A 20,491-nucleotide genomic window follows, 5' to 3' on the forward strand; every position below is an offset into this window, starting at 1 on the left:
GTGAGGCATCGAACTGCCAGGCGTGCTGTGCCAGGGGCAGCAGGCTCTGTCTTCCATCCTAGAACCCTTGTGTTACCCAAAGGTCAATTTCCACGTGTCTGTAGGGCCGCAGTACCGGCGAGGTGGCGTGAAGCGATCCACAGGAAGAGCGGCGGGAGCAGCAGCCACTGCAGCAGTGGGGTGAGGCCGGTACCCAGCCATGGCAGGGTGGGCATCACCGGCGCGTAGCTCCAGCGCTGGGCGATGGCGGTGGCGTACCACTCCAAGCCTACCGTGATGACCAGTCCTGCCAGTACGAAGGCGGCGCACTCCTTGAGCCCATAGCGCCACAGCCAGCCACGGCGACGTCGCCATAGAGCCACTACCCAGTAGGCGACCAGACCTATCAGCGCATCACCGGCCGCTGCCTGCATGCAGGCTTTCACCGCAGTCCAGTGAGGCATCGAGGGCATGTCCTGGTATAGGGGCACCTGCAGGAACTCCCAGGGCACGTTGAGCAGGAACGTGAACAGTGCCACATGCCATTCTGGCCACAGGAGCCATCGTCCAGGCGGTCGGTCAGCCTTCATGCCGCGCTCTGTGGCAATGACTCGCCAGCCCCGAGCTCAATGACAGCTCCAGGGTTTCTGCTTGGCATTGTCCTTCACGTTCTGGTCGATGAAGCGGTAGTAGTCCTCCTTGATCCGGTTCCAACGTCCGGCGCCGATGTCCACGCCATGCCGTGCCAATACCGCCTCGATATCGTCGATACACAGCCGCTTGGCATCGTAGGCCAGGTGGAGCTTGTGGTGCTGCGGATCGTAGGTCACGCCGTCGAGGCCGGACAGCGCGTCGATCTCGGTCACTGCCGCCGCGATATACCTTGACGCCTCGGACGTTACCTTCAGCGAGCGAGTGACCAGGGACGCTTGTGAAACGCCAGGGCGATGGTCGTGATGTGACATGGTCAACCTCCCTTCTCTGCTAGCGAATAGTCAGTCATCGTCGCCATGATCCTGCTGGCCACCGTGGTGGCGATGGAGGAAGAGATGCATCAGCGGGCAGGCGAGCAGCAGCAGCGGCAACGCCTGGTAAGGATGTAATCGCTGGCCGGTCACCAGCAGGTAGCCGCCCACGGCGAGGATGCCCCCCAGCGGCAGCCAGACCATCATCAGGCGGCGTTGTGCTCTCTTCTCCATGGCGTTCTCACGGTGGCTTGGGTTGTGAAAGGAATCGAAGCGACGCTACGTCGATGGCCGGCCGGTGCTGGCGACGGCATCGATCGGGCCTCGACGCTGGGGCGCGATCAACAGGAGCAGTCCCGCCACCATCATGGGCAGGGAGAGCAGCTGCCCCATGGTGAGCCAGTCGAAGGCGATGAAGCCCAGTTGGGGGTCGGGCAGGCGTGCGAACTCGACCGCGAAGCGAAAGACGCCGTAGAGCACCAGGAAGAGTCCCGAGACGGTGCCGCGCCGGCGTGGTCGGGCGGAGACCCACCACAGCACGACGAACAGCACCACGCCCTCCAGGGCAAACTCGTAGAGGGCCGATGGGTGGCGTGGCTGCGAACCGAGCCCCATCATGGAGGGGAAGACCATCGCCCAGGGAACGTCGCTCACGCGTCCTGGCAACTCATGGTTGATGAAGTTGCCCAGCCGCCCGGCGCCCAGGCCAATCGGCACCAGCGGTGCGATGAAGTCGGTCAGCTGGAGGAAGGCCAGGCGATGGCGGCGAGCGAACCACCAGGCGGCGACCAGCACGCCGGCAAGGCCACCGTGAAAGCTCATCCCGCCTTCCCAGAGCCTGAACAGCCAGAGCGGATCGGCCGCCAGCTGATCGAGGCCGTAGAAGAGCACATACCCCAGTCGACCGCCGAGGATGATCCCCACCGCGCCATAGAAGATCAGGTCGCCGATATCGTCATGGGTGAGGCCGAGCCGGTGGGCACGTCGTCTGCCCAGCCACCAGGCTGCGGCCAGCCCCACCACGTACATCAGCCCATACCAGTGGATGCTCAGTGGGCCCATCGACAGTGCCACCGGATCGATCTGGGGGTAGGGGATCATGCGTCGCTCCTGTGATGTGTCTGACCATCGCCGGTGGCCCGGCAACGGTTCCTGTTACCGCCAGTGTGGCGACGCTGTCTGAATCCAGGCTGAACGCCATGGCCGAGACGATTGACACGGATCAACCCAGGCTCGGATCGCCAAAGACGACGACGCCACCAGGCGGTGGCGTCGGTCGCGAGACCGATTCGTGGCTCAGAACATCAGCCTGGCCCCGGCGACGATGCCGGTATCTTCGGTGGGATCGCCATGGTGGCGGGCGATGTCGGCGGTATCGCCGTACTGCTTCTGCCAGTAGGCACCGACATAGGGCGCAAGGCGGCGCGTCACCTCGTAGCCCAGGCGCATGCCGACGCGTACCGAGTTGAGCCCCTCGCCGACGCCGAATGCCTCGGCCTCGCTGGCGGCCACGGCGATCTCGGTACGCGGCTGCAGGTAAAGCCGCTGGGTCAGGCGCAGGTCGTACTCGCCCTCGAAACTGGCCGAGACGTCGCCTTCGTCGCTGACCTGAAACGCCAGGTCGGTCTCGATGCCGTAGGGCATCACGCCCTGCAGGCCGATCACCCCATAGCCACGTTCGGCGTGATCATCGGAGAAGACCCCACCCTGGTAACCGATACCGCCCTGCAGCTCCCAGAAATCGGCGATCAGCCGGCTGTAGAGCAGCTCCAGGGATTCGAACTCGGCATCCTCGCCATCGCCCTGGACGTTCTCGCCCTCGGACTTCACATAGACCCGGTTGATGTCCCCGCCGTACCAGGCCTGGAAGTCCCAGACCAATTCCTCATGACCCTTGTCGGGCACGGCATATTCAAGACGGTCGAACAGCGCCATGGCCATGTTGTGCTTGGCCATGGGGGCGGGCCAGTCCGCCGGCGCATCATAGCCATCCTCTGCCAGGGCGACGGAGAGCGGGAGCGTGGCCAGCAGGGCACCGGCCGCGATCATCGGGATTCTGGTATTCATGGCGTCTCCTTACGCGACCTTGACGACCCGGAACATGCCGGCGTCCATGTGATAGAGCAGGTGGCAGTGGAAGGCCCAGCTGCCCTCGGCATCAGCGGTGATCAACGCCGAGACGCGCTCGCCGGGCTTGATGTTCAGGGTGTGCTTGCGCGGGATCAGCTCGCCCTGGCCGTTCTCCAGCTCCATCCACATGCCGTGAAGGTGGATGGGGTGTTCCATCATGGTGTCGTTGACCAGGATCAGGCGCAGCCGCTCGTCCTTCTCGAAGTGAATGGGGCCCGTTACCTCGCTGAACGTCTTGCCGTCGAAGGACCACATGTAACGTTCCATGTTGCCGGTGAGGTGTAGCTCCAGCTCGCGGCCGGGTTCACGGCGGTCGGGCCAGGGGGTGAAGGCCTTGAGGTCGCGGTAGACCAGGGTGCGGCGTGCGTTGGGATCGATGCCGATGCCGGCCTGGTCATAGCGCGAGCCCGGCTGGGCCTCTCCCGCCGCCAGCATGCCGTTCCCGCGGGTCTTGGCGGATTCCCTCGCCATGCTGCCGCCATGGTCCATCTCGGAATGATCCATGCCCTCCCTGTCATCGCCGGACATGTTGGAATGATCCATGCCCTCCATGTCACTGTCGGACATGCTGGAGTGGTCCATGCCATGGGCACCCATGGCCTCCATGCCGCGGTCGGCGATCCTGCGACGCTCGGGGATCTCCGCGGCCATGCCCTCCCGCGGTGCCAGGGTCGCGCGGGCATAGCCGCTGCGATCCATCGATTCGGCGAAGATCGTATAGGCGGTGTCGTCCTCGGGGGCGACCAGCACGTCGTAGGTCTCGGCCACCCCGATGCGGAACTCGTCCACCGGGACCGGCTGCACCGGCTGACCGTCGGCGGCCACCACGGTCATCTTGAGCCCTGGGATGCGTACGTCGAAGTAGGACATTGCCGAGCCATTGATGACCCGAAGGCGGATCCGTTCGCCGGCCTTGAACAGCGCCGTCCAGTTCTCCTCGGGAGAGTGGCCATTGAGCAGGTAGGTGTAGGTGCTGCCGGTGACGTCGGCGATGTCGCGTGAGCTCATGCGCATCTTGGCCCACATGCCGCGCATCTCCGCCGTCGCCGCAAAGCCCTTCTCGCGCACGTCGGCGAAGAAGTCGCCGATAGTGCGTTCCTGGAAGTTGTAGTACCCCTCGGCGGTCTTGAGGTTGCGGAACACCGCCATGGGATCCTCGAAGGTCCAGTCGGTGAGCAGCAGCACGTGCTCGCGATCATAGCGGAAGGGTTCGCGCTCGGCGGCGTCGATGATCAGTGGCCCGGCATGGCCGAGCTGCTCCTGAAGGCCGGAGTGACTGTGGTACCAGTAGGTACCGTTCTGGCGTACCGGGAAGCGGTAGGTGAAGGTCTCACCGGGGGCGATGCCGGCGAAGCTGACGCCGGGAACGCCATCCTGGTCGGGCGGCAGGATCAGGCCATGCCAGTGGATGGACGTCGGCTCATCGAGCAGGTTGGTCACCCTGAGTACGGCATCTTGGCCCTCCTTGAGGCGGATCATCGGCCCGGGGCTCTCGCCGTTGATGGTGTAGGGCCGCGCCGCCTGACCATCGATCTCAAGCGACTCGCGACGGATGGCCAGCGCCACCTCCGGGCCTTCCTCGATCCCCTTGGCGTAGGTATTGGTCTGCCCCCATGGATTGGCCCAGGCAGGGCGTAGGCCAAGGGCGGCTGCCGAGCCGATGCCTAGGGCGGCACCCCCCTTGAGCAGCCGTCGGCGCGACAGCGGGTGCGTGATTACGCTGGAACGTGCCATCTGTGACTCCCGTCGATGTCAGAAGGCGACATCATGACGGGGCAAGCTGAATCACGCCTGAAAATGCCAGGTTACGGCGCATCCTTTGCAAAGGGCACGTGAATTTCCACGCTCAGACCGCCCAGGGGACTGTGTCCGAACTGGACATTCCCGCCATAGCGTTTCAAGAGCTGGTTCAGGATCGACAGGCCCAGCCCATAGCCGGGGTGTGACTCGTCCAGGCGCCACCCGCGTTCCCCCAGGCAGGCCACGTCGTCGTCCGGCACGCCGGGCCCATCATCCTCGACACGCAGGACGAGACCCTCCTCCATCACTATCTCGCAGTGAACCTCTTGGTTGGCCCATTTGCCGGCGTTGTCCAGCACGATACCGATCATCTCTGACAGGTCCTGAGACTCGATGGGAATGCGCTGTCCGGTGCCTTCGGCTACCTCCAGGGTGAAGCGCTTGGCCGGGTAAAGGGTCCGGAACATCTCGATCAGTCTGCTGGCGTCGCGGTATGGATCGGCAAGGCGCCCGACATTGGGCCCCGCGATGCGCGAGCGTCGAAGTTCAACATCGAGCTGGGCGTGAATCTCCTCCAGGCGTTCCACCAGGCGTTGGCGACGCGTGGCATCGATGGGGCGCGAGCCCCGCAGCACCTGAATGACCGCGGCCAGGGGTGTCTTCAGCGCGTGGGAGAGGTTGGCGACCGACTCACGGGAGCGCTGCAGGCGAGCATCGATCTCGTCCATGAAGCGGTTAAGCTGCCCGACCAGACTGTCGAGTTCGGAGGGGACGTCCAGAGAGAGACGATCGCGCCTGCCGGCCTGCAGCTCGCCGAGCTGGTCGCGCAGCCGCGACAGCGGCACCATTCCTCGGCTGACGGCTAGCAGGTTGAGCACCCCCAGCAGGAGCAGCAGGCTGGCGGCGATGCCGCCGACCCACCAGTGCAGGCGGTGCAGTCCCGCCTCCACTCGGGAGAAATCCTCCCCTATCAGCAGCACCCCGGGTTGATTGTCGAGGGTGAAGGGCTGGCGAAAGACCAGCAGGTGCTGACCCGCCTCACGCACCTCGGCCAGCGACTCGCCACTGTCCAGCAGTGGTCGCAGTGCCTCCTGCCAACGCGGATGGGAGGCCGAGACCTCATCGCCCAGGCGCAACACATAGAGGTGGTGGAAAATCGCGAAGCCGCGACTGGCGGAGTCCAGGACCCGCGCGGTGGCCAGATGATCGCGGCGCAGCTGCTCGATGGCGTGATCGGCCTCGCGTTCGAGCCGTTCCCCCAGGAAGTCCCGCGCCAGGTCGTTGAGCAGGATCCCGTGCAGCAGCCAGGTCAGCCCGGTGACCAGCAGGGCGATACCCGACAGCCAGGCCAGCAAGCGGAGACGCAGGCTGCGTCGGTCAATCCGCAACGAAGACATAGCCCTGGCCGCGACGGGTCTGGATGCTTGATTTGCCCAGGTAGCGGCGTAGCCGCGCGATATAGACCTCGATGAGGTTGGGGGCCGCGGCGTCCTGCTCCAGGGCGTAGAGCTGGTTGAGCAGGTGCTCCTTGGAGAGCACCCGTCCCGGATGGTGCATGAAGTAGCGCAGCAGCACGAACTCGGTGCCTGTCAGGGGGTGCCAGGTACCATCGGCCACTCGGACGCACTGGTTGGCCTCGTCCAGGGCAACGCCACCCAGCGTCAACTGATGGGAGAGTCGCCCCGACTGGCGGCGTAACAGCGCCTTGACCCGGGCGACAAGCTCGGCTTCGTGGAAGGGTTTGGTCAAGTAGTCATCCGCGCCGCCTTCGAGCCCGACGACCTTGTCTTCCCAGGTGTCCCGAGCCGTCAGGATCAGCACCGGCAGGTCCCGGCCCGACTGGCGCCACCGCCTGAGCAGGTCGAGACCCGAGCCATCGGGAAGGCCCAGGTCCATGATCGCCAGCGCGTACGTCTCGGTGGTCGAGAGCGCCTCGGCGTCTCTCAGGGACGCGGCCAAATCGACCCGGTAACCGTTGTCCTTGAGGGATTCGGCGAGGCTCTCGGCCAGCAAGTCGTCATCTTCGAGTAGCAAGAGCTTCATGCGTCGGCTCACTTGCCTAGCTGGATCTCCCCGGCCATGCCGGATTCGTAGTGCCCAGGGATATTACAGGCATAGACGAGCGACTCCACGTCAGCGGGGGCGGTCCACACCAGCTCTGCGGTGTCGCCGGGGGCGATGGTCACCGCCGGCATAGCGCCGCCATGGGCACCTTCCGCCATGTCATGGCCGCCATGGCCGTCGTGGCCGTCACCATGACCACTGTCTCCCATAGCCTGCATCATCTCGCGGTGCGCTTCCTGGGCTGCGGCATCGCCGATCACGAATTCGTGCTTCAGGTTGCCGGTGTTGACTACCTTGAAGCGCACAGTCTCTCCAGCGGTGATGCCGAGTGTCTCGGGATCAAACCACATGTCACCGGCCTCGACCTGGATGGTGCGGTCGATCTCGGCATCAGGCGTGGAGGAATGGGAGCCACCATGTTCACCGGCAGCAAGGGCGGAAGTGGCGGCCAGGCCAAGGGTGATGGCCAGCAGAGACTTACGCATCATGTAACCTCTTTGATCGTATCAGTGGAGCCTTGGTTATACTGCAGCAACCTGAAATGAGACTGAACTCGAAACCCCTTGACTCTTGTGTTACACGTAGGTTGTAGCATCCAAGGCTCTGATAAAGACCATGCCGAATCCCTTGTCCTGGATCATGTTGGACGACACGGCCACCGAGGCAGAATGGGGACTCGACCATGAGGATGACCGAATGACCTGCAATGTTCGCTGCCTGCTGCACCTCCGAGGAGTACGCCTGTTGGCGCTGCTGCTCGCGGCTCTGCTGCTGGTCGCCAGCCTGCCCGGTCATGCGTCTATGGATGACTGCGCCGTCGACTGCGGTACCTCCCAGGTCGAGATGCTCGATCACGCCAACGCCGATTGCGGCGCCTGTGCGGCATTGACCGCCACGCCGACTGTCCCCCGCGTCCCTCCAGACGCTCTTGCCGACCTGGCCGACCCGGCCGTGGTTGAGTTCATCGCTGCACCACCCCGAGAACCTCCCAGATCCTGACGTCGCTCGACTTCCCGGTAACGACATATTGGCTCGTTATCGGTGCTCCCTAACTTTCGTCAGGAGTCACATCATGTACGCCAACGATTGCTTTGCCCTGATGGGTTCAATGGGCTGGATGGGCTGGCTGATGCCTCTGAGTGTCATGCTTCTGCTCGGCCTCGGCATCGCTACTCTCGTCAAGTATCTCTTCACGTCTCGTCGTTCCCGGGAGGATCGCTCATGAAACGCCTTGTCCCCACTCTGCTTGCCTCCTCTGCACTGCTGATCGGTGCCGGCACCGCCCAGGCGGCCTTGCCCAATGCGGCGACGCTCTACAAGAACCCCCAGTGTGGCTGCTGCGATGAGTATGCCCGCCAGCTTGAGGCGCTCGGCGTCGAGGTCGCCATCGTCGACGACGTCCCGATCGGTCAGGTCAAGGAGCGAGTCGGACTGCCCTACGGACTGGGCTCCTGCCATACCATCGAGATGGGTGAGTATGTCATCGAGGGACACGTGCCCTTCGCGGCGGTGGAAAGGCTCTTCGAAGAGCAGCCCGATACCGATGGCATCGGCCTTGCGGGCATGCCCATCGGCACACCGGGTATGCCGGGACCGAAGCAGGATGACTGGAATGTCTACCAGTTTCGCGCCGGAGAAGCCCAGCCATACATGACGCTGTAACGTCGCAAGGTGATAGCGACTGCCCGGGTGATGACTCGCCCGGGCATGATGTCCGCTTTTGGCCGATAGCGGCTGTATGCAATATGGTCGTTTTCTTTACGCACGCCGACCGCCCCTCCAGGAGGCCCTGGCGGGGCGGTTTTGCGTAAAGAAATTGCGTAATTTTTTCTATTTCAAGAAAAGGGGCGTTTTTGTCTGTTATTTGGCCTACGGGTGGGAGGCCTTGAGGCAGCGATCAGGGCATCATTTGAGGCTGCTAATGTTAAGCAGCCTTGCATCTGCATAGGCATTGGCACTGCGCCTCTGGCCAGAGGCGCTTCCCTGATTATTTTGGGTATCCGGATTAAGTGGTTGATGGGCCTTCCAGCCCCATCCAACCCTTAGTCCTTCCAGAAGGTTGATAGATCGACACCGAAGTTCTTCTCAGGCTCGGGGAGTCCCATGTTGTAGGTCATGGTGGCTCTGCCCAGAAACGGGGATTCCTTGACTTGTGGCGCCTTCTTCTTGTGCTTGGTGGTATAGAGCATCCGGGCTCGCATTACCTCGAACGAATAGCCCCGGCCATCACGGTTTTTGTCCTTGGCTAGGCGGTTTATCGACTACGTGAAAGCGTTGGTGATCGGGATGTCGGTCTCAAAGTAGGTCAGCATCTCTTCACGCCAGCCACTGACGGCGCTGACGAGATCCTTCCAAACCTCCTTCTGCCCCTGAGGGATGTTGTCAATCCAGGTGGCGAGAGCCTGTTCGGCACCACGCCGATTGGTACAGTCCCAGATATGGTAGAAGCGCTCCTTGTGCTCGTAAGCCGCCAAGAGCTGGGGGGAATGCTCCTGTCCAGGTCTCCATGATGAGCCGTTCGCGGTCTGAAACGTCGTGAGCGCGCTTCAGCAGGATTTTCCGGTCACCTTTGAGGGTCCGGCGCTGATTGGGCTTCAACTCCTTCCTTAGGCCTTTGCGGATCTTCTCTAAGGCCTCGTTGGCCATGCGCACGACGTGGAACTTATCGACCACGATACGGGCCTGTGGCAGCACCGTCTGGAAGGCGCGGCGGTAGGGCTTCCACATGTCCATGCTGACGATCTCGACCTGGTGGCGGTTGGCCATGCTCATGAGGCGTCTTGTCACCCTCTCTTGCTGACGACCGGGTAGCAGGTCCAGCAGGGTGCGCTCTTCCAGATTGGTTAGGATGCAGCAGAGCCCTTGGCAGCAGTCGTGCATCAGGAACGTACAGCTGGCTCATGAAGGCGTGCCGCCTTATCAAGGCCCAGGACGCGCCTATTCCGGAAGTCAAGCATGCGATAGCGAAGACGCTAGGCGATTCAGCGGCGGCGGCTGCCTGGTTGATGTCGTATTTCCGCCCAAATAAAGAGGGCGACACCGAGGAAGATCCATACGTCCGCTAGGTTGAACGATGGCCAGTGCCACTGGGCATAGTGAAAATCGAGAAAATCCTCTACGAGCTATGGTGATTTCTGGTGTACGGGAGGAGGTAGGAAGGGTGGCGTATCCTGTTGATTGATCACGACCAAGATCTCAATCAACAAGAGCGGATACGCCATGACCGATTCTACTCTCCGAGCCCTGTCGCAGCCAGAACCCGAGACCTCTGACCCGTTGCACGAATTGTTGCGCCAAGGGGCACGAGACCTGATCGCCAAGGCCGTGGAGGCCGAGTTGGCCACCTTCCTGGCTCAGTATGCCGACACGACTCTGGAGGACGGTCGGCAGGCGGTGGTACGCAACGGCTATCTGCCGGAGCGCACCGTGCAGACTGGCATCGGTGACGTCACCGTCAAGGTGCCCAAGGTGCGGGACCGAAGTGGCGGCCAGGCCTGCTTCAACAGCACCCTGTTGCCGCCCTACTTGAAACGGGCCCGTAGCGTCGAGGAGCTGATTCCCTGGCTCTATCTCAAGGGCGTCTCCACCGGCGACTATCAGGAGGCCCTGTCGGCCCTGCTGGGTGACCAGGCGAAGGGGCTGTCGGCCAACACGGTCTCGCGACTGAAGGCCCAGTGGCTCGACGAGCACAAGGTCTGGTGTCAGCGGGACCTGGCGGACCGCCGCTATGTGTACTGGTGGGCCGATGGCGTCTACAGCAATGTGCGGTTGGATGACCGCCTCTGTCTGCTGGTGATCATCGGCGTCACGGCGCATGGCCGCAAGGAACTGGTCGCCGTCGAGGATGGCCATCGCGAGTCGGAAGCCAGTTGGAAAGAACTGCTCACGGGCCTGCGAGAGCGTGGCCTGACAGAGGCCCCCAGGCTGGCGATCGGTGATGGTGCGCTCGGTTTCTGGAAGGCGCTGAGCAAGGTCTATCCGACCACGGCGCACCAACGTTGCTGGGTCCACAAGACGGCCAATGTGCTGAACAAGCTGCCCAAGTCGGTGCAGCCCAAGATCAAGGCCGACCTTCACGAGATCTGGATGGCCGAGACGCGCGAGGCGGCCCATCAGGCCTTCGACCGCACGCTGAAGCGCTTCGGCGCCAAATACCCCCAGGCGATGGAATGCCTGGCCAAGGATCGGGACGAGCTGCTGGCGTTCTATGACTTCCCGGCAGAGCATTGGGTGCACATCCGCACCACCAACCCGATCGAGTCGACCTTCGCCACGGTCCGCCTGAGGACCAAGCGCAGCCGGAACTGCGGCTCTCGGGACACGACCCTGGCGATGGTCTTCAAACTGCTCCAGACCGCCCAGAAACGCTGGAGGCGGATCAAGCACTTCCAGAAGTTGGAGCTGGTCGTCAGCAACGTCAAGTTCCAGGACGGGGAGCAGGTAGCCGATCAGTCAGACAGGAATGCGGCCTGACCGTCATCCACCAGATTTGACAATAACTCATCCTCTACGTAGCCTAACCGCAAGCGATCTGCGACATTGCCCAACGCGCCGCCGAGGATCGCACTGAGGGCGAGCCGATAACTCAGTACGCGTGGTGAACGCCAAAGCCAGTACACCAGTAATATCGAGATAACCAGGGCCAGTCCGATGAAAAGCGGCTGCTGCCAACCGCCGACATCCGCGAGAAAGCTGAAGGCCGCCCCCGTATTGTGGCGGTGGACCCAATTGAAGAAGGGTGCGGCAGGCACGCTTTCACCATGCGCTAGCATGGTGCTGGCAAGGTACTTGCTCGCCTGATCGACAAACAGTAACAGGAGCGAGAGCCACAGCCAGCGCATCGCCTTTCCCGGCTCGTGGGCTTTCTCTGCGAGCCGACTGCCATAAGTAGACATATCCCCTTCCTCCTGACCCAATCTAGAATTTGCTCGCTGCTAAATAACAAGCGTCATGTACCCAACCGATGATGCCGACGAATTCGACGGAGCAGGAGCAGGCCGAGTCCGAGTGCGGTCAGGCCAAGGACAGGCCAATCCCGCCAGCGCACATAAGGGGACGCGCCAGTTCGCGGTGTCACTTCGGCGCTGAGGGTGGCCACTTCGAACTGCGGAGCACGCTTGAGCACTTTGCCCTCATGATTGATGGCTGCTGTGATACCGGTGTTCGTGGCTCGAAGAAGGTCACGTCCGGTTTCGATGGCACGCATGCGTGCCATCTGGAAATGCTGGAGGGGGCCGAGCGAGCTGCCGAACCAGGCATCGTTGCTGACATTCACCAGTAACTGCGCTTCGGGCAGAAGCTCAGTGACTTCGGCACCAAAGACCGCCTCGTAGCAGATGAGTGCCCCTACGGGCACCCCTGCTGCATTCAGGACGTGCGCTTCCCGTCCCGGTGTGAAGTCGGACATGGGCGCCCCGAGCACGTCGAGGGCCGACCCCAAAAGATCCCGAAACGGAACATATTCACCGAAGGGCACCAGGTGGCGTTTGTAGTAGAAGCCTGAGGGATCGGAGAGGCTTACCACGGCGTTGTAGGTACGGCCCTCCGCCTCGCGTACCGGGACGCCAATCATTAACGATGTGCCTGCCTGATCGGCTAACGCCTCAAGCTCAGCAAGATACTCTTTGGCCTGGTCATGCCACATCGGGATTGCCGCTTCTGGCCAGATCACGATGTCGGCCCCGAGATGCTGCGCGGTAAGCGCCTGATAGCGCTCAAGTGTGATGTCCCGGTAGCTCGGGTCCCATTTCTTGTCTTGCGCGATGTTTCCTTGCAATAGGACGACATCGATTGGGTCAGCGGCTGGCTGCGTCCATTCACGATCCAGCAGTTGCAAGCCGGCGAGGGTAGCGACTAACACGGCACCGACTACCGCAGCACGGCGCAGGCTTGGCCCCAGGATAACCCAGGCAAGCCCGCCAGCGAGCAGCGCCACCAGAAAACTCACGCCAAGTACGCCAAAGACGGGGGCGATGGTGGCAAATGTGGTGTCGGTTTGGCTGTAGCCAATGAAGAGCCAGGGAAAGCCGGTCAAGAACCAGGTGCGCATCCATTCACTCAGCACCCATGCCGCCGGTAGTCCTAGCCAGAGCGTCATTGCGTCCATCTCAGGGCGCAGGCGGCGCACGAGATACACGACGCCCCATGGAAAGAGGGCGAGCAGCGAGACAAAGGCCGCCGTGGCTAACACCGCCACCACGGGGCCATTGAGTTATTGTCAAATCTGGTGGATGACGGTCAGGCCGCATTCCTGTCTGACTGATCGGCTACCTGCTCCCCGTCCTGGAACTTGACGTTGCTGACGACCAGCTCCAACTTCTGGAAGTGCTTGATCCGCCTCCAGCGTTTCTGGGCGGTCTGGAGCAGTTTGAAGACCATCGCCAGGGTCGTGTCCCGAGAGCCGCAGTTCCGGCTGCGCTTGGTCCTCAGGCGGACCGTGGCGAAGGTCGACTCGATCGGGTTGGTGGTGCGGATGTGCACCCAATGCTCTGCCGGGAAGTCATAGAACGCCAGCAGCTCGTCCCGATCCTTGGCCAGGCATTCCATCGCCTGGGGGTATTTGGCGCCGAAGCGCTTCAGCGTGCGGTCGAAGGCCTGATGGGCCGCCTCGCGCGTCTCGGCCATCCAGATCTCGTGAAGGTCGGCCTTGATCTTGGGCTGCACCGACTTGGGCAGCTTGTTCAGCACATTGGCCGTCTTGTGGACCCAGCAACGTTGGTGCGCCGTGGTCGGATAGACCTTGCTCAGCGCCTTCCAGAAACCGAGCGCACCATCACCGATCGCCAGCCTGGGGGCCTCTGTCAGGCCACGCTCTCGCAGGCCCGTGAGCAGTTCTTTCCAACTGGCTTCCGACTCGCGATGGCCATCCTCGACGGCGACCAGTTCCTTGCGGCCATGCGCCGTGACGCCGATGATCACCAGCAGACAGAGGCGGTCATCCAACCGCACATTGCTGTAGACGCCATCGGCCCACCAGTACACATAGCGGCGGTCCGCCAGGTCCCGCTGACACCAGACCTTGTGCTCGTCGAGCCACTGGGCCTTCAGTCGCGAGACCGTGTTGGCCGACAGCCCCTTCGCCTGGTCACCCAGCAGGGCCGACAGGGCCTCCTGATAGTCGCCGGTGGAGACGCCCTTGAGATAGAGCCAGGGAATCAGCTCCTCGACGCTACGGGCCCGTTTCAAGTAGGGCGGCAACAGGGTGCTGTTGAAGCAGGCCTGGCCGCCACTTCGGTCCCGCACCTTGGGCACCTTGACGGTGACGTCACCGATGCCAGTCTGCACGGTGCGCTCCGGCAGATAGCCGTTGCGTACCACCGCCTGCCGACCGTCCTCCAGAGTCGTGTCGGCATACTGAGCCAGGAAGGTGGCCAACTCGGCCTCCACGGCCTTGGCGATCAGGTCTCGTGCCCCTTGGCGCAACAATTCGTGCAACGGGTCAGAGGTCTCGGGTTCTGGCTGCGACAGGGCTCGGAGAGTAGAATCGGTCATGGCGTATCCGCTCTTGTTGATTGAGATCTTGGTCGTGATCAATCAACAGGATACGCCACCCTTCCTACCTCCTCCCGTACACCAGAAATCACCATAGCTCCGCGCCATTGCCGTACTGGCTGATGCTGATAAAGACCCAGGAGATTCCTACGCCGAAGTAACCAAGGCCAAAGAGGTAGGCCGACCATAGAGCTTGACGTCTTGAGGGCTGCGAGGTCAGGGCAAAAAATGCTGCCAGAGCAATTACCGCCAGCCATGCCCAGCCCACAGGGGCAAAGGCAAGCGGCATGGCGCCTCCGGCAAGCAGGGCCATCACCCCTGTTAGAAGCGACTTGTGGCGCACGCCAATGTATAGGCCAGAGGGTAGCGCGTATTTATCACCCGCCATTCTCGCCTCCGAATCCAGGATCAACCCTGTGGCTCATGCTTTCTTGCTCCGCTTAATCAAGCTGCGTCAATTCATTCGGCCGGCTGGCCAGGGTGGCAAAGTGAATGTTTCTGGACTCGACTAGGTGCGCCGTAAGCTGGGAGCTGCTTCGTATTCGGCCAGCACGACAGTGGCTGTGTTGGGGAGCAGTACGTTAGCTTTGCGATACCACCCCTTCCAAGCCCGCTGATACCAGAACGAACAGGACGAAGCCGCCTATGAAAGCCAGCGGTGAGATGTGCGTATCGTCACCGCTCTCGTGAGCCTCGGAGACCATATCTTCGATGGCAGCGACCGTGAGAAGGCCTGCCGTGAACGTCAGTGCCGCTAGCTTAAATGCCTCCGGCTGGTTCCTGAGTACGAAGTAAGCAAAGACGGCTGCCGAGAGTACGGGAACCGCTAAGGAGGCAGAGATCAGCAAGCGCTTGCTGCGGGGAATCCCTTTGTCTTTCATGTTGGCGATCATCGCGAACCCCTCAGGGCCATCCGCGAGCACCTGACCCGCCGCCAGGATTATCGCGACCGACGGTGAGACCGCCGACCCCGCCCCGATCAGGAGGCCATCGCTGAACAGGTCGATGGACACGGCGATATAGATCATCCAGACACTCGTCTGACCGCCTTCTCCCTGCTGACCTTGCCGCTTCTGGAGACTCTCAACGAGCTTCTCGATGCCTACGTAAGCAATGCCACCCAGCGCGAAAGCGAGGGCGATTACCCAGGCTGAAAGGCCCTCCAGCACGCGTGGCATGATTTCCACCGCCACTACCGCAATAACGAGGCCGGCGGCGCCATGAAGGGCGTAATTGAGACGGCGCCCGGTAGTTCGGGAGGCCTCCGCAGCGAGCCCACCACTGAAGTTTCCCAACGCGGGAAGCAGCGCCAGGCCGAGTACCAGCCAGATACTATCCATCATCTTCCTGGCTCCGGACCTCGCGCTACTCGTCGGCGTTCAGGCCTAGCGCATCGATCGTAAAGTCGCTTCGATCGAGAATTCTAATCGCGATAGCTACGCGCTGCGCAGCTTCACGCCTTGAGCGCCAGAATGCGCCTGGCACCGTTGAGCACAATGACCCCCGCGATGCTGCCGATAATCAGATCCGGATAATTGGATCCGGTCCACGCCACCAGGGCGCCTGCGGCGATGACGCCCATGTTGATCACCACGTCGTTGGCCGAGAATATCCAGCTTGCCTTCATATGCGCACCGCCCTCGCGATGCTTGGATATCATCAGCAGGCAGGTGGTATTGGCAATCAGTGCGACGAATGCAATCGCCATCATCATCAGCGATTCAGGCTCACTACCGAAAACAAAGCGTCGCACCACCTCGACGAGTACGCCGATAGCCAAAATCAGTTGCAGTACCCCTGCCAGATGCGCGGCACGCACCTGCATCTTCGCACTGTGCCCTACGGCATACAGGGCGAGCCCGTACACGGCCGCATCGGCAAAATTGTCCAGGGATTCTCCAATCAGGCCGGTGGAGTGCGCGATCAGGCCGGTCGTCATTTCCACCACGAACAGGACGGCATTGATACCGAGTAACCAACGCAGGGTGCCGGACTCTTGCGCGGCAGAAGCCGCCGAGCTCTCAGCGGCCCTGATTGTCTCTGGGTCGGCAATGACGGTTTCCTGAAGAGAGGCGCCTAGCCCCAAGGTCGCTAGTTTCGCGGTAATGGGCTCAGCCTCGCCGTCATGCACGACCTCCAACCGACGGTTCGACAAGTCGAAGGACAGCGTTCGAATCTCATCAAAGCCGTTCAGCGCCAAGCGGATCATCCGTTCTTCTGAGGGGCAATCCATCTTCGGCACGGCATACACGCTGACCCATTCCCCTGACGCTTCGGAAGAGACCGGCATATCGGTATCCGCTGCAGGCGTTGCATCGCAGCCACATGGGCCATCACAGGATTTACTCACGATACGGCTCCAGTTAACCAACATAGATTGCTAGTATTAAAAACCATATAGCCACCATAAGGTCAATGGGACAGATGATTCGTTGAGGAGAAAGCCTGATGCGCATTGGTCAGTTAGCACAGATAGCGGGTGTCGACCCCCAGACGATCCGCTTCTACGAGCAGCGGGGCCTGTTGCCATTGCCAGACCGGCAGGAGAATGGTTACCGTATCTACACGAAGCGGCATATCGAGCAGCTTGCCTTTATCCGTCGCTGCCGAATCCTGGACCTGTCACTGGCAGAGATTCGCGAGCTACAGAGCTATCAGGACGGCCCTCACCAGCCTTGTACCGCCGTCAACGCCATGCTCGATGACCACATCTCTCATGTGCGGTCGCAGATAACCGCACTGCAGACGCTTGAGAAACAGCTCGTTGCCCTGAGGGCGAGTTGCAATGATGGACGAGAAATCAGTGCCTGCGGCATCCTGGCGGGTATCAGCGAGGAGAGCAAACAACAACTATGTAGGGCTGGCTCAGGCAATAAGCGCTGAGCAGAGACACGCCGGACCTTGCAGCGACATTGTGAATGCATGGTGTGTTGGTCGCGGCGACTCATTGCGCTTCTCGGCATGCGAGCTTGGGTTACTGCTGCAACCGCAGTATCGCCCTGTCAGACGTTTCGCTTCCGCCATGCTTCGCTATTCCCGCTTATCCCAGCGTCGCCAGGGAGGGAAACAGGCCGATCATGAAGCTGGAGAGCCGTGTCATGGTGCCCGAGACGATGGCGATGCCCATGAGAATCAGGATTATACCGGCGACCGGCCGGGTGTAGGCGCTCCACCTGCCAAGCTTTTTGCTATGGCGGCTGAGGCTGTTGACGCAGAGCGTACTCGCCAGAAAGGGCAACGCCAACCCGGCGGAGTACACGCTCAGATAGATCATTCCATGCTGTGCACTGGCGGCATTGGAGGTAGCCATCAGAATCGCACCGAGGATGGGGCCGATACAGGGCGTCCAGCCAATGGCGAACGATACGCCGAAGGCCGTGGCCGACAGCGGCGATCCGCCCTGAAAACGAGGATTGAATTGTAAGGTACGCTGAAAGATCGGGACGTTGAACAGGCCGGTCATGAAGGCCCCTAGCAGGATGACCACCGAGCCTGTGATCCAGTTGAGCTCCTGACGGTAGCCTCGCAGGAGCTGACTGAGTGAGCTGGCACCTAGCCCCAGGATGATGAATACCAGTGTGAAGCCAGTCACAAAGAAAACGCTCAGTATCAGCGCCTCGATTTTCTTGTCCCGTTTGTTGACGCTGCCGCCCGTGACGACGGAAAGGTAGCCCGGCAAGAGCGGCAACGTGCAGGGCGAGAAGAAGGAGATCAAGCCACCTGCAAACGCGCCAATCAGACCGATAGAAGAGAGAGATTCCAAGGGCTATCGCTTCCTGAGGTAGTGAGGGCCATGAGTCGGCCGGCTGAGTCCAGCCCTTGATTCTAAAACCCTAATCTGGCCCTAAGGCAAGCACATCGTTTGATTAGCTACACGCCAGACTGCTGGGCTGTAGCCTTTTCAAAAGAGGCTTGACCTTATGGTGGGTATAAGGATTAGCGTTTAAGCTGCATCTTCCAAATATCTAACCTGAGGATAGCGTGATGGCATTGCAACTTGGAGAGACAGCCCCCGATTTCACGGTCGAATCAACGGAAGGCACCGTCAGCTTCCACGAATGGCTTGGTGATAGCTGGGCCGTGCTATTTTCTCACCCGGCCGACTATACGCCTGTCTGCACGACAGAGCTTGGCGCGTTTGCCAAGCGCAAAAGTGAGTTCGACAAGCGTGGCGCCAAGCTGATCGGTGTGTCCGTCGATCCGCTGGATTCGCATACCGGCTGGGCCAAGGATATCGAGACCACCCAGGGTGCGGCGCTGAACTACCCGTTGCTGGCCGACGACGATCAGGTGGTCGCTGAGCTGTACGGGATGATTCATCCCAAAGCCGATCCCAAGGTGACGGTACGCACCGTTTTCATCATCGACCCCAGCAAGAAGATACGCCTGATGCTGACCTATCCGCCGAGTACCGGGCGCAACGTCGACGAGATCCTACGGGTTATCGACTCGCTTCAGCTGACCGACACGCACAAGGTGGCGACCCCCGTGGATTGGCAGAGCGGTGAGGACGTCATTATCTCCCCTTCACTATCGAGTGATGAAGCCAAAGAGCGCTTTCCCGAAGGCTGGGACGAGAAGACACCGTATCTGCGTGTTGTGCGACAGCCTAAATAACTAGCGGAATCCTTTGGCAGCCCGGGTAAGCCGGGCTGCCCGTTGTCTCGCTGAGGTAAGGTTTTGAGGAAGCGCATGGATGGCTAAGTTCCTGACTAGTTAAGGCGGGTATCCGGATTAAGTGGTAGATGGAGCCCCTTGCTCCTTCGAACCCTTAACTCTTCCAGAAGGTTGATAGATCGACGCCGTAGTTTTTCTCAGGCTCGGGAAGACCCATGCTGTAGGTCATGGTGGCCTTGCCCAGGAAGGGGGATTCCTTGGTCTGCGGCACCTTCTTCTTGTGCTTGGTGGTGTAGAGCATCCGGGCCCGCATCACCTCGAATGAGTAGCCACGGCCATCGCGGTTCTTATCCTTGGCCAGCCGGTTGATTGACTCCGTGAAGGCGTTGGTGATCGGGATGTCGGTCTCGAAGTAGGTCAGCATCTCCTCATGCCAGCCACTGATAGCACTGACGAGATCTTTCCAGACCTCCTTTTGCCCCTGTGGGATGTCGTCAATCCAGGCAGTCAGCGCCTTCTCGGCGTCACGCCGGGTTGTGGCGTCCCAGATGTGGAAGAACCGCTCCTTGTGCTCGTAGGCCGCCAAGAGCTGGGGGAATGCCCCTGTCCAGGTCTCCATGATGAGCCGTTCGCGATCTGAGACATCGTGAGCGCGCTTCAGCAGGATCTTCCGGTCACCCTTGAGGGTTCGGCGCTGGTTGGACGTCAGCTTTTTCCTGAGCCCCTTGCGGACCTTTTCCAAGGCCTCGTTGGCCATTCGCACGACGTGGAACTTATCGACCACAATGCGAGCCTGCGGCAGCACCGCCTGGACAGCACGGCGGTAGGGTTTCCACATATCCATGCTGACGATCTCGACCTGGTGGCGCTCGGTCATGCTCATGAGGCGCCTCGTCACCGCGTCCTGCTGGCGACCGGGCAGCAGGTCCAGTAGGGTACGCTCCTCCAGGTTGGTCAGGATGCAGCGGTAGCGGCGGTTCAGGTACAGCTCGTCGATCCCCAGGCAGCGGGGTGTCTCGAAGCGATGCCAGGCTGCCAGGAACTCAGCCTTCTTCTTGAATATCTCGCGGACAGTCTTCTCGTCGAGGCCCGTGGTATCAGCCACGTAGGCGTAGGGGTGATTGAAGGCTTCCTTCTCGACGTGGTTGTAAAGCCTCCGCGTCATGCGGTGATCGTCTACCATTTCCGGAAGAGCTGGCCGGAACGTCCTTCCACACGCCCGGCAGGTGTAGCGGCGACGGACCACCCAGAGGGTGACCCGCCTTCCGTGGATGGGTAGGTCGCGATAGGCCACATCGCGCTTGCCGAACCTGACAAACTCACTCTCAACGCCGCATTCCTCGCAAGCTAGAGGCTCAGGAGCTTCGACCTGGTAGTGGAGATCATGCTCTTCCATCTTGGTGGCTAGGACGTGGTACTCGGGAAGGTGCAGGATGTTGTCAGGCAAGCTGGTCATGCAAACTTTCCTTGTCGACATGGTCCATAGATGATTGCGACTCTTTGAC

At 61.3% G+C, this 20,491-nt stretch carries 23 protein-coding genes and 2 pseudogenes; 6 read left to right on the forward strand and 19 right to left on the reverse strand.

The genetic code is table 11. From position 1 onward, the window contains the following. Positions 1-83: 83 nt before the first annotated feature. The 9 genes from FIU88_RS18515 to FIU88_RS18555 all read right to left on the reverse strand — a co-directional run bounded on the left by FIU88_RS18515 (position 84) and on the right by FIU88_RS18555 (position 7,366). Positions 84-518: a hypothetical protein gene (locus FIU88_RS18515; RefSeq protein ID WP_216647299.1), complete on the reverse strand. Its 435-nt coding sequence runs from the start codon at positions 516-518 to the stop codon at positions 84-86. 87 nt (positions 519-605) lie between these two features. Next, positions 606-944, reverse strand: coding sequence for a cation transporter (locus FIU88_RS18520; RefSeq protein WP_152478291.1), 339 nt, complete (start codon positions 942-944; stop codon positions 606-608). 30 nt (positions 945-974) lie between these two features. Next, entirely contained in the window at positions 975-1,178 is a 204-nt protein-coding gene (locus FIU88_RS18525; protein ID WP_152478292.1) for a DUF2933 domain-containing protein, read from the reverse strand. A 45-nt stretch (positions 1,179-1,223) separates the two neighbouring features. Next, complete coding sequence (gene lgt, locus FIU88_RS18530) at positions 1,224-2,045, reverse strand: prolipoprotein diacylglyceryl transferase (protein WP_152478293.1); 822 nt, start codon at positions 2,043-2,045, stop codon at positions 1,224-1,226. A 195-nt stretch (positions 2,046-2,240) separates the two neighbouring features. Further along, a complete protein-coding gene (locus tag FIU88_RS18535) occupies positions 2,241-3,011 on the reverse strand; it encodes a copper resistance protein B (protein ID WP_172977656.1) in 771 nt (256 codons plus the stop codon). Between the two features lie 9 nt (positions 3,012-3,020). Next, on the reverse strand, positions 3,021-4,808 hold the full coding sequence (locus FIU88_RS18540; RefSeq protein WP_152478294.1) for a copper resistance system multicopper oxidase: 1,788 nt from the start codon (positions 4,806-4,808) through the stop codon (positions 3,021-3,023). A 71-nt stretch (positions 4,809-4,879) separates the two neighbouring features. Beyond that, positions 4,880-6,211 carry a sensor histidine kinase gene (locus tag FIU88_RS18545; RefSeq protein ID WP_152478295.1) on the reverse strand — a complete coding sequence of 444 codons (1,332 nt, stop codon included), beginning with the start codon at positions 6,209-6,211 and terminating at the stop codon, positions 4,880-4,882. Then, positions 6,192-6,857 (reverse strand): response regulator transcription factor, encoded by a 666-nt coding sequence (locus tag FIU88_RS18550; protein WP_152478296.1) that lies wholly within the window; start codon positions 6,855-6,857, stop codon positions 6,192-6,194. The genes FIU88_RS18545 and FIU88_RS18550 overlap by 20 nt, the downstream gene beginning before the upstream one ends. 8 nt (positions 6,858-6,865) lie before the next feature. Then, the gene (locus tag FIU88_RS18555) at positions 6,866-7,366 is read right to left on the reverse strand and encodes a plastocyanin/azurin family copper-binding protein (RefSeq protein ID WP_152478297.1); all 501 of its coding nucleotides are present in this window, start codon (positions 7,364-7,366) and stop codon (positions 6,866-6,868) included. Between the two features lie 208 nt (positions 7,367-7,574). Between FIU88_RS18555 and FIU88_RS18560 the strand changes: the two genes are divergently transcribed. From FIU88_RS18560 to FIU88_RS18565, 3 genes are all read left to right on the forward strand, one after another. After that, positions 7,575-7,877: a hypothetical protein gene (locus FIU88_RS18560; RefSeq protein WP_152478298.1), complete on the forward strand. Its 303-nt coding sequence runs from the start codon at positions 7,575-7,577 to the stop codon at positions 7,875-7,877. A 73-nt stretch (positions 7,878-7,950) separates the two neighbouring features. Further along, positions 7,951-8,103 (forward strand): hypothetical protein, encoded by a 153-nt coding sequence (locus FIU88_RS19255; RefSeq protein WP_172977657.1) that lies wholly within the window; start codon positions 7,951-7,953, stop codon positions 8,101-8,103. After that, positions 8,100-8,540 (forward strand): DUF411 domain-containing protein, encoded by a 441-nt coding sequence (locus tag FIU88_RS18565; protein WP_152478299.1) that lies wholly within the window; start codon positions 8,100-8,102, stop codon positions 8,538-8,540. Before FIU88_RS19255 ends, FIU88_RS18565 begins: the two co-directional genes overlap by 4 nt. 380 nt (positions 8,541-8,920) lie before the next feature. Here the strand turns inward: FIU88_RS18565 and FIU88_RS18570 are convergent. Next, a pseudogene (locus FIU88_RS18570) lies at positions 8,921-9,731 on the reverse strand (ISL3 family transposase); the annotation flags it as partial. Positions 9,732-9,859: 128 nt separating this feature from the next. After that, positions 9,860-9,997: pseudogene (locus tag FIU88_RS18575) on the reverse strand (signal peptidase II); the annotation flags it as partial. Between the two features lie 100 nt (positions 9,998-10,097). Between FIU88_RS18575 and FIU88_RS18580 the strand changes: the two are divergent. Continuing rightward, positions 10,098-11,351, forward strand: coding sequence for an IS256 family transposase (locus FIU88_RS18580; protein WP_152478300.1), 1,254 nt, complete (start codon positions 10,098-10,100; stop codon positions 11,349-11,351). On the opposite strand, the gene lspA is transcribed toward FIU88_RS18580, so the two are convergent. The 6 genes from lspA to FIU88_RS18610 form a co-directional block, all read right to left on the reverse strand. After that, a complete protein-coding gene (lspA, locus tag FIU88_RS18585; protein ID WP_253742705.1) occupies positions 11,327-11,773 on the reverse strand; it encodes a signal peptidase II in 447 nt (148 codons plus the stop codon). The two genes, FIU88_RS18580 and lspA, sit on opposite strands and share 25 nt — an antisense overlap. A gap of 53 nt (positions 11,774-11,826) precedes the next feature. Continuing rightward, the gene (gene lnt / locus FIU88_RS18590; protein ID WP_253742706.1) at positions 11,827-13,074 is read right to left on the reverse strand and encodes an apolipoprotein N-acyltransferase; all 1,248 of its coding nucleotides are present in this window, start codon (positions 13,072-13,074) and stop codon (positions 11,827-11,829) included. Positions 13,075-13,115: 41 nt separating this feature from the next. Further along, a complete protein-coding gene (locus tag FIU88_RS18595) occupies positions 13,116-14,369 on the reverse strand; it encodes an IS256 family transposase (protein ID WP_152478300.1) in 1,254 nt (417 codons plus the stop codon). Between the two features lie 88 nt (positions 14,370-14,457). Further along, a complete protein-coding gene (locus FIU88_RS19465) occupies positions 14,458-14,757 on the reverse strand; it encodes a hypothetical protein (protein ID WP_253742707.1) in 300 nt (99 codons plus the stop codon). Positions 14,758-14,950: 193 nt separating this feature from the next. Then, a complete protein-coding gene (locus FIU88_RS18605; RefSeq protein ID WP_224420027.1) occupies positions 14,951-15,712 on the reverse strand; it encodes a ZIP family metal transporter in 762 nt (253 codons plus the stop codon). 110 nt (positions 15,713-15,822) lie between these two features. Continuing rightward, the gene (locus FIU88_RS18610; RefSeq protein WP_152478301.1) at positions 15,823-16,719 is read right to left on the reverse strand and encodes a cation transporter; all 897 of its coding nucleotides are present in this window, start codon (positions 16,717-16,719) and stop codon (positions 15,823-15,825) included. 98 nt (positions 16,720-16,817) lie between these two features. Here FIU88_RS18610 and cadR point away from each other — a divergent pair, with 98 nt between their 5' ends. Continuing rightward, positions 16,818-17,252, forward strand: a complete 435-nt coding sequence (gene cadR / locus FIU88_RS18615; RefSeq protein WP_152478302.1) for a Cd(II)/Pb(II)-responsive transcriptional regulator — start codon at positions 16,818-16,820, stop codon at positions 17,250-17,252. A 157-nt stretch (positions 17,253-17,409) separates the two neighbouring features. Here the strand turns inward: cadR and FIU88_RS18620 are convergent, their stop codons facing one another. Beyond that, the gene (locus FIU88_RS18620) at positions 17,410-18,132 is read right to left on the reverse strand and encodes a cytochrome c biogenesis CcdA family protein (protein WP_253742709.1); all 723 of its coding nucleotides are present in this window, start codon (positions 18,130-18,132) and stop codon (positions 17,410-17,412) included. 221 nt (positions 18,133-18,353) lie between these two features. Between FIU88_RS18620 and FIU88_RS18625 the strand changes: the two genes are divergently transcribed. Next, on the forward strand, positions 18,354-18,986 hold the full coding sequence (locus FIU88_RS18625) for a peroxiredoxin (protein WP_152478303.1): 633 nt from the start codon (positions 18,354-18,356) through the stop codon (positions 18,984-18,986). A gap of 154 nt (positions 18,987-19,140) precedes the next feature. On the opposite strand, the gene FIU88_RS18630 is transcribed toward FIU88_RS18625, so the two are convergent. Next, on the reverse strand, positions 19,141-20,442 hold the full coding sequence (locus FIU88_RS18630) for an ISL3 family transposase (protein ID WP_008957405.1): 1,302 nt from the start codon (positions 20,440-20,442) through the stop codon (positions 19,141-19,143). Between the last annotated feature and the right edge of the window lie 49 nt (positions 20,443-20,491).

The sequence above is a fragment of the Halomonas sp. THAF12 genome, from assembly GCF_009363675.1.
GTDB lineage: Bacteria > Pseudomonadota > Gammaproteobacteria > Pseudomonadales > Halomonadaceae > Halomonas > Halomonas smyrnensis.